The organism is Methylobacterium nigriterrae, from assembly GCF_037106235.1.
Taxonomy (GTDB): Bacteria; Pseudomonadota; Alphaproteobacteria; order Rhizobiales; family Beijerinckiaceae; genus Methylobacterium; species Methylobacterium nigriterrae.
Window position 1 is genome coordinate 20,218 of record NZ_JBAWTG010000063.1, and the last position, 7,826, is coordinate 28,043.

Annotated in this window: 10 protein-coding genes and 1 pseudogene; 10 read left to right on the forward strand and 1 reads right to left on the reverse strand. The window is 64.4% G+C overall.

The features are described 5' to 3' along the window. Positions 1–18: 18 nt before the first annotated feature. From WDW90_RS24165 to WDW90_RS24195, 7 genes are all read left to right on the forward strand, one after another. A complete protein-coding gene (locus WDW90_RS24165) occupies positions 19–294 on the forward strand; it encodes a C2 domain-containing protein (RefSeq protein ID WP_336490022.1) in 276 nt (91 codons plus the stop codon). Positions 295–518: 224 nt separating this feature from the next. Next, positions 519–725 (forward strand): hypothetical protein, encoded by a 207-nt coding sequence (locus tag WDW90_RS24170; RefSeq protein WP_336490024.1) that lies wholly within the window; start codon positions 519–521, stop codon positions 723–725. A 274-nt stretch (positions 726–999) separates the two neighbouring features. Next, positions 1,000–1,203 carry a hypothetical protein gene (locus WDW90_RS24175; protein WP_336490025.1) on the forward strand — a complete coding sequence of 68 codons (204 nt, stop codon included), beginning with the start codon at positions 1,000–1,002 and terminating at the stop codon, positions 1,201–1,203. A gap of 437 nt (positions 1,204–1,640) precedes the next feature. Further along, complete coding sequence (locus tag WDW90_RS24180; protein WP_336490026.1) at positions 1,641–1,904, forward strand: hypothetical protein; 264 nt, start codon at positions 1,641–1,643, stop codon at positions 1,902–1,904. Beyond that, positions 1,901–2,053 carry a hypothetical protein gene (locus tag WDW90_RS24185; protein WP_336490027.1) on the forward strand — a complete coding sequence of 51 codons (153 nt, stop codon included), beginning with the start codon at positions 1,901–1,903 and terminating at the stop codon, positions 2,051–2,053. The genes WDW90_RS24180 and WDW90_RS24185 overlap by 4 nt, the downstream gene beginning before the upstream one ends. Positions 2,054–2,724: 671 nt before the next feature. Beyond that, positions 2,725–3,147 carry an Hsp20/alpha crystallin family protein gene (locus tag WDW90_RS24190; RefSeq protein ID WP_336490028.1) on the forward strand — a complete coding sequence of 141 codons (423 nt, stop codon included), beginning with the start codon at positions 2,725–2,727 and terminating at the stop codon, positions 3,145–3,147. Positions 3,148–3,176: 29 nt separating this feature from the next. After that, entirely contained in the window at positions 3,177–3,614 is a 438-nt protein-coding gene (locus WDW90_RS24195; protein WP_336490029.1) for an Hsp20/alpha crystallin family protein, read from the forward strand. Positions 3,615–4,012: 398 nt separating this feature from the next. Here the strand turns inward: WDW90_RS24195 and WDW90_RS24200 are convergent, their stop codons facing one another. Next, entirely contained in the window at positions 4,013–4,840 is an 828-nt protein-coding gene (locus tag WDW90_RS24200) for an AraC family transcriptional regulator (RefSeq protein ID WP_336490031.1), read from the reverse strand. A gap of 120 nt (positions 4,841–4,960) precedes the next feature. Between WDW90_RS24200 and WDW90_RS24205 the strand changes: the two genes are divergently transcribed. The 3 genes and pseudogenes from WDW90_RS24205 to WDW90_RS24215 all read left to right on the forward strand — a co-directional run. Then, positions 4,961–6,199, forward strand: a complete 1,239-nt coding sequence (locus WDW90_RS24205) for an MFS transporter (protein WP_336490033.1) — start codon at positions 4,961–4,963, stop codon at positions 6,197–6,199. 527 nt (positions 6,200–6,726) lie between these two features. Continuing rightward, the gene (locus tag WDW90_RS24210; protein WP_336490034.1) at positions 6,727–7,365 is read left to right on the forward strand and encodes a calcium-binding protein; all 639 of its coding nucleotides are present in this window, start codon (positions 6,727–6,729) and stop codon (positions 7,363–7,365) included. 153 nt (positions 7,366–7,518) lie between these two features. Next, a pseudogene (locus WDW90_RS24215) lies at positions 7,519–7,826 on the forward strand (biotin/lipoyl-binding protein); the annotation flags it as partial.

Below are 7,826 nucleotides of genomic sequence, written 5' to 3' on the forward strand. Positions count from 1 at the left end.
CCGATCATTTTGTCGAGTTTGCGCACCGAGCCGGACTGGCAACAGGAGTTCGAGCATCTGCTCCGGGCTGACCGGCTCCTGGCAGACTGGCAGCGGCGCGTAGCCGATCAGATCCTGTGCATTGAGGAGATGACAGCCAAGGGGTTCGACACCGCCCTCGCGGAGAGCCTGCTGCGCACGATGATGCAGACACTGGAGGCCGGCCACTGGCACCGGCAGCTCATCGTGGAGGCACTGACGCGCTGCGCCGAAGCTCCCGGTGCACGCCGGTCCTTAGTGAACAGGGCTCCATAACGCCCAATCCGCGACAGCGCGGGCAGGCCCCGTAGCCAGTGGCGGTCTCAGAAACAGCCGGCTATCGAGACAGTCTCATTCGCACAGGCCGTTTCTTGGACGAGCCGCGCTTCCTGGCCGGCGAGGCGACACGAGCGCTCTGAACACTACCGCACGGTCTTTGACGCACAACTCAGGGTGCCTCTAAGCCTGCTTCTCAAAACAGGCGCAGGGAGGAAACAAGCATGTGTCCCGCTGGGGCTTGCGGCTCTGCCGTGGGCCAGCTCGCCTATTCCGATCCGGTCCTGAGCCGTCGTCCGCACGGCCTGCGATGCCGGGCTGCCAACGACAACCACTCCGACATGGCTCAAGCCTGCGCTGCCACGCTTATGGTAGCAGGCGTGATGCTGGTGGGCATGCTTGCCCTGTTCGGCGTGCCGATCCCGGCGTGATGCGCGCGGGTCGATTGTTGGAGCGTGACATGCCCAGCTGGAGGCCTATGGATCGCGCCCCGCACGACGGCCGCTGGATCATCGCGGTCCATCGGCACGAGCCGGATCGGCGTGCTGTCATTCGCTGGGACCCGAGCCGCCACGGTGATGCGCGGCCCTGGCATGTCGCCTTGTCAGATCTGGGTCACCCCAGCCACGCATTCACCGACTGGATGCCGTTTCCCGATCTCCCGCCCAATGAACTGGGCGCAGACGCACCTGATGAGAGGACATCATGACCGTTGCCGAGACATCCGCTCCCCTGCGCTTACATGTGCAATCCTGCAAGGAAGACCCCAGCCGCTACTGTTGGTTCATCCAGGAACGCGAGCATATCGTGCGGCAATCCTGCTACTCTCTGCCCGACGAGCACGAGGCGCTCGCTCAAGGCTGCCAAGCGCTGCAGGAGGCAGCGGCGATCTGGCGTGACAGCCACTGAATGGCCCTGCAATGGCTGACCGGAGCCTGTCGCAAGGTTTCTCGGTGCTCGATTTGCGCAGAAGTTTCGCCCTATTGAACCTTTGGTGGCTCAACCACAAGCGGGATCTGGCGGCCTCGACCATCCCTGGAGTGTCTCACCTTCCTGCCTGATCGGTGGGACTTCGGCGGGGTCGCAACGACGAAGGAGCCGCCGCCCGGCTTCCAGCCCGAGGCCGCCAGCGAGGCGATGCGGCCGACCGGCTACTGCCTGTTCCACGCCCTGCAAGCGTGACGACAGACCCCATCAGCTGCTGCGGGGCACGCAGACAGCCGATGGAGCCAGCCCGCCGACTGTGGGGGGTCGGATCAGCGGCGGCTGAGGTCAGGCTCGGCGCGAACGGTGAACGACTCCTTACCCGTCTGGAGCGAGTGCGCCAGCGTGCTAAGCTCTGCCCTATGGCAACGGACCCGACCATCGGTGATCTCTTCAAGCAGGCCCTTGTGCTGGACGCCGACGTGCACGCGGCCGTGGACGCCTACATGGCCGATGCCGAGACGGGCGTGTTCCCGGTGGGCGAGGGCTACGGCCTGGACCTTGCCGCGGCTGTGGATGCGTACGGCCCGGCGAAGCGGGCGCTGGCCGACCCGAACACCAGCGATGCGTTCAAGCGCACGATGGTGCGCACCGCGCTTTTGTTGGCCCGGCCGGACAAGGCATGAACCCGGTTGCGGCTGCGGTCATGCTGGGCATCCTGGTCGCGTGGCTGAGCGCGCTCTCCCTGATCCTCTACCTTCAGTATCGGTTCGGCCTCGCGATTTTCGCACTCGTCACCATTGCCGCCTTCGTGCGCTGGGGCAGGCTCGGCTGATCCCTGGCGAGCGCCCCGATCTCGATGGTGTCCGCCTGCGCTCGGTGCGTAGAGACCCACGATTGTGGGCACCCACTCATCCGCTAGCCTGCTCGTGCTGCCGCTGTGGCCATCAGCGGTGGCGCGGTGGCGTGATCATCAATGACATCCCGTGACCATGCCACCGCACGCCCTGCGTTGACCGGCTGCTGAAGCAGGACGGGGAGCTTAGCTCGCCTGCCCAGGCAACCGGCTTTCGCGCGCCAGTCGGCGTCAGTTGACGAACTCGGCTATAAACTCGCTGAGGCGTAATGGCTGCTGTGCGGAAGCCGACGATCCGCCGACCCGACTGGCTTTCGCTTCTATCCATTGATCCAGATCGTTGCTCGTGCTGCCTGACAGAGCTCCGATCTGTCGCTGCCCTCATATTGCGAGGGTGCGCATCGCTCATCGGCCTGAAAAACTTTGCGATAGGCCCAGCTCTGAGACTGGACTGGTGCCGTTCAGCCTTGTTCATTGGTTCTGGGAGGCACATTTTCACCTAAGCTCACGGTTGACACCAGGAGCATCGGTCGAGCCGCACTGCTCCGATGAGTCCAAGCGATGCAACTCAGTGTAGAGGCTAAGCGGATGCCTATGCGAACGCAGTCTCATGAAGAAGCTGGTTTCAGAAGGTAAGGAGTGACACGCCCATGACCACGAGCATGCTGTACGGTGGGCCCTTTCGGGACATGCGCCTCCTCCAAGAGGAGGTCAATAGGCTCGCGCAGAGCGCAGCTGCACCGCGAGCCAGCTTCCCGGCAATCAACGTCTATGCTCATCAGGACGGGATTGTCATTACAGCCGAACTGCCCGGTGTGCAGCAGGACAACCTGGAGATCACAGTGCACCGTGACACGGTAACCTTGCGCGGAGAGCGCCAGGACCAGCCGGAGGGTGCCGGAGCTTACCATCGCACAGAGCGTGGTCGGGGCAGCTTCGTTCGCACCTTCGGGCTGCCCTTTCAGGTCGATCCCGACAAAGTAGATGCAAAGCTGAGGGACGGCGTCCTGACTTTGTCCCTGCAGCGTCCCGAGCACGATAAGCCGAAGCGCATCCGCGTAAACGCAGGTTGAAGCGCAACTTCGAACTGTACGAGGCTCTCATGGCTAAAAAGACACACAGCACTACAGGACAGCAGGACCAATCGGACCAGGCTGGGCAGAAAGTGTTCGCTGAGCAGGGTGCGACAGAGCGCACGCGTTCGGGCCGAACTTTTAGGCCGCGGGTTGACATTTACGAGACGGACCGGGGGCTGGTGCTGCTGGCGGATGTGCCGGGAGTTAAGCCAGAGGGATTGACGGTTACCCTCGACAGGCGCGCCCTGAATGTTCATGCCAAAGCTGAGGAGCATGCACCCGTGGGTTACAGCCCGATCTATCAAGAGTACCAGGTTGGTGATTTCGAGTGTGACTTTACGCTGTCGGGGGACTTCGACGCCAACAAGATCGAGGCTAACCTGACGAATGGCGTACTTCGATTAACAATCCCCAGAGCTGAACAAGCTGAAGCCAGAACGATTAAAATAACAGCCGGAAGCTGAGGCTGCTCGGCCGCCTCACTTGGAAGTGGTCGCTCTCATTCGGCACTGCTCGCGCGGGGCTACTAGACACGGCTGTACGGCTGTCCCGCCAAACCCTTCTGATTTCCAGACACACAAACCTAACAGGTTTAAGTGTCTGCTAAACCGTCGGACACTGTTGGCGAATTCGCCTCAGGACCTGCCGAGGTTGCCGCCACACTCTGGGATTGGGCAGCCTGCGCTCGCAGCTCAGCCCTACAGGGGCGCCCTCGAGCCGCGGTCGAAGCGGCAATCTCGAATTCGCCAACAGCATCCCGTCGTTTTCCTGTCACAGCGTTTTGCGGCGTTTGGAACGGTCCATTGGGGCAAGCCCTATTGGAACGGCGGGGCCGCATGAGGTGAGCGAATTTCGGTTCAGCTCAGGACGAGGAACCGTTGGCCGAGGACGGCGCGCGGGTGCTCCGCTCCAGCCTACGCCCGCGCATGTAGACTTGCGGACTGCATCCCATCTCGGTGCGAAACGCGTACACGAAAGCTGACGTCGAGCCGTAGCCGAGTTCCATCGCCGCCTGCGTCACGCCCAGGCCGCCGCCCAGCAGCTCGATCGCCTTGAACATCCGCAAGCGGCGTCGCCAGGAGCGCAAGTTCATGCCCACCTCTGTCTCGAAGCGGCGGGCCAATGTCCGTCCCGACATACCGAGTTCGCGGCCCCATGCTTCTGGGCCACGTGGGTCAGCCGGCTCCGCGTAAAGGGCTTCGCACAGCGCCACCAGAGATCCCCCACGCGGCCAGGGCAATGCGCCCGGAAGGGGGTGCGCACGCCGGAGCTGATCGAGGATCAGATCGGTGACCCGGCCGGCGTATCCATCATGGTCCTCTTGTCCCTCGATTTCGGCGGCCTCGATGATGAGAGCCTGCAGCAGCGGCGAGACGCCGAACACGGTCGGGCTCTCTGGAAGGCCGCGACCGACATCGTTGGCGATCCAAAGGCTCCGAAACTCTGCCCCGAGCAACGAACCAACCCGATGCCGCACGCCGGTCGGCAGCCACACGGCCTGTTCCGGCGAGATCACAAAGGAGCGCCCTTCCACGGCGACCGTCAGCACTCCTGAGATCGCGTAGACCACTTGGTTCCAGCGATGGTCGTGGTCCGGGAAGTAGTGGCGCGCCGGGATGGACTGCGCTCGCACGGTCATGGGCTGAGGGGAAGCCACTCCGGGCGGCGCCGCGATCGTCTCCCATGTCATGGCGCCCTCCACTTTGTCCGGAATTCTACGTCGATTGGCCGATCACCGAAATACGGACAGAGGGCGCTCCGGTATGTACGGCGGACCTGACGTTCCGCTCCGCACTGCCTTGGAGATCCTATGTCACATGCCGCAGCCAGCCCGGCGCCCGCACTCGCGCCCGCTCTCCCGGCGCGATCCGGAATGGGCAATGTTGTGCGGCTGGCCGTCGCGCAGGCGCTGGCTGGCGCGAACTCGACAGTCATCTACGCAACCGGCGCGGTCGTCGGAAACATGCTCGCGCCAAGCAAGGCGCTTGCGACGCTACCCATCTCCATCTTCGTGGTGGGCATGGCAGCCTGCACCCTGCCGGCCGGCGCCATCGCCCGCCGGCACGGCCGCCGCGCCGCATTCCTGACGGGGACAGGGTGCGGGGTGCTCACTGGACTGATGGCCGCGCTGGCCGTCGTGCTGGGCTCATTCTGGCTGTTCTGCGCGGCGACGTTCTTCGGCGGTGTCTACGCCGCCGTCGTCCTCTCCTTCCGCTTCGCGGCCGCCGATGGCGTCGCGCCAGAACGGCGTCCGCGGGCGCTGTCTGCAGTCATGGCGGGCGGCGTGTTCGCCGGGGTCATCGGCCCACAGCTCGTCACCCACACGATGAACCTGTGGCCGCCCTACCTGTTCGCGGCCACCTTCCTGGCCCAAGCCGCGGTGGCCGCCATGTCGGCTCTCGTCCTGCTCGGCGTCCGGCTTCCGATGCCGACCGCCGAGGAGATGTCCGGAGGACGCCCGATCGGCGCGATTGTGCGCCAGCCCCGCTTCATCACCGCCGTGATCTGCGGGGTCGTCTCCTACCTGTTGATGAACTTCCTCATGACGGCGGCCCCCTTGGCGATGCACCTGTGCGGCCTGCCGCAGGAGGACGCGAACCTCGGGCTGCAATGGCATGTGATTGCGATGTATGCCCCGAGCTACTTCACCGGGCGGCTGATCGCGCGCTTCGGTGCGCCGCGCGTGGTGGCGATGGGGCTCGCCTTGACTGCCGCCTCGGCTGCCGTGGGGCTGGCCGGCGTGGATGCGGCACACTTCTGGCTGACCCTGATCCTGCTCGGCGTCGGCTGGAACTTCGGCTTCGTGGGCGCCTCGGCCCTCGTGCTGGAGTGCCACCGTCCCGAGGAGCGGACGCGGGTTCAGTCGCTCAACGACTTCCTCGTATTCGGGACGATGGCTGTGGGGTCATTCTCCTCCGGGAGCCTGCTGACGAGCTACGGCTGGGATGTCGTTCTCTGGGTGTCGTTCGTCCCACTCGGGGTGGCGGTCGCGGCCCTCGCCTACACGGCCCTTGGGCGAATGGTCAGACGGAGCATGCAAGAGTCCTAGACGGCCCTCAGCGGAGCGCTTGCGTTTTGACGCGCCGAGCCAGGGCGGCCGGTTCCGTAACACCCAATCAGCGACGGCGCGCCCCGATTGGGCGGTGTGGACCGTAATCCTGCTCATTGAAGTGTGCCTCAGCAGGCGTTCCGCTCTGTGGCCGCCGTGACCTGGCTCACGGTTCCACACGTCTGCTCGGGTTAGCTCCCGCCCCGCTGCATTTGAACGGATCGCCGATCCGATCGCGTGCCGCATTCTCCTGGACAGACTTCGCCCGCCGGACATCCCGGTGGGCTTTTTGCTGAATGCGGCCGATTGGGACAGATCCGCCGCAGCGACTACCGAAGATTTCATTGTGATGCGGATCACAGTACCTGCCGAAGATCCATGCTTTTTACCGCCTCGACTGCTGAGGCACCGGTGAACTCCGGAACAATCTGGGCGGTCTGCAATCATCCTTTTCGCAACCAAGTTGTTACCAAAACACAATGCAGTATTTTGGCAACAACTCGATCAGATAACCCAAGGAGTGAATCATGGCTTCGAAGTATGGCACTGTCGGCAACGACTACATCGACTTCATCGGCTACGGCAACAGCGACGATTACGGCTTCGGCGATGCCGGCAACGACACGATGTACGGCTGGGACGGCAACGACACCCTCGACGGCTGGACCGGCAACGACACCCTCTACGGTGAGAACGGCAACGACACGCTGCTCGGCTACGACGGCCAGGACACCCTCTACGGCGGGGCCGGCAACGACTACCTCTACGGCGAGAACGGCTACGACATCCTGAAGGGCGGCGACGGCAACGACCACCTCTACGGTGGCGCCAGCTTCGACGACCTGTACGGCGGCAAGGGCGTCGACACGCTCTCCGGCGGCAACGACGGCAGCGCCGACTACTTCTACTTCGACACGCAGGACACCGGCGACGTCTATCAGGGCAAGGCCGATACCATCACCGACTTTACCGATTCCGACCAGATCTTCCTGAAGGGCTCGTACACCTACGACGCGAGCGGCACCTCGGCTCCGGGCGAAGGCCAGTACAGCATCTGGCAGAAGGACGGCAACTTCGTCGTGACCTACAACTCGACCAGCGACAGCGGCTACCACGACATCGTGGTCAAGGGCGGCGATCCGCACGGCGACATCTCCTTCTACTGAGACGAAGCCGGTCCGACCGGACCCGAACCATGCTCCCGCCGGGTCTGCCCGGCGGGGGCTTTCGCGCGTCCATTTGCCAGCGTGAGGCGGGTCACGGACCCTCGCGGCTGGCCCTCTAAGACAGGCCTCATGCCTATGCCGCAGGAGCGCCCGATGCCCACCGTCATCCCAGCCAACATCGCCATCCTTCCCGCCGACGAGCGGCGCCGTGCGGGCACGGCAGCGCGCACGGCGATCCGCCGGCAGGTTCGTCTGACGGGTCTGATCGTTCTGGCCCTGGTCGGGGGCGTGGGCGGCTGGGCGAGCCTCACGAAGATCGACGGGGCGGTGATCACCGCCGGCAAGCTCGTGGTCGAGAGTGAGGTCAAGAAGGTGCAGCACCCGACCGGCGGCACGGTCGGCGAGCTGCGGGTGCGCGAGGGCGACCGCGTCAAGGCCGGCGACATCCTGATCCGCCTCGA

Excerpts from the sequence above, each read along its gene's own strand:
- WDW90_RS24200 (WP_336490031.1), bottom strand. The coding sequence starts at position 4,840 with ATGACATGGGAGACGATCGCGGCGCCGCCCGGAGTGGCTTCCCCTCAG.
- WDW90_RS24205 (WP_336490033.1), top strand. The coding sequence starts at position 4,961 with ATGTCACATGCCGCAGCCAGCCCGGCGCCCGCACTCGCGCCCGCTCTC.
- WDW90_RS24195 (WP_336490029.1), top strand. The coding sequence starts at position 3,177 with ATGGCTAAAAAGACACACAGCACTACAGGACAGCAGGACCAATCGGAC.
- WDW90_RS24190 (WP_336490028.1), top strand. The coding sequence starts at position 2,725 with ATGACCACGAGCATGCTGTACGGTGGGCCCTTTCGGGACATGCGCCTC.
- WDW90_RS24185 (WP_336490027.1), top strand. The coding sequence starts at position 1,901 with ATGAACCCGGTTGCGGCTGCGGTCATGCTGGGCATCCTGGTCGCGTGG.
- WDW90_RS24180 (WP_336490026.1), top strand. The coding sequence starts at position 1,641 with ATGGCAACGGACCCGACCATCGGTGATCTCTTCAAGCAGGCCCTTGTG.
- WDW90_RS24175 (WP_336490025.1), top strand. The coding sequence starts at position 1,000 with ATGACCGTTGCCGAGACATCCGCTCCCCTGCGCTTACATGTGCAATCC.
- WDW90_RS24170 (WP_336490024.1), top strand. The coding sequence starts at position 519 with ATGTGTCCCGCTGGGGCTTGCGGCTCTGCCGTGGGCCAGCTCGCCTAT.
- WDW90_RS24210 (WP_336490034.1), top strand. The coding sequence starts at position 6,727 with ATGGCTTCGAAGTATGGCACTGTCGGCAACGACTACATCGACTTCATC.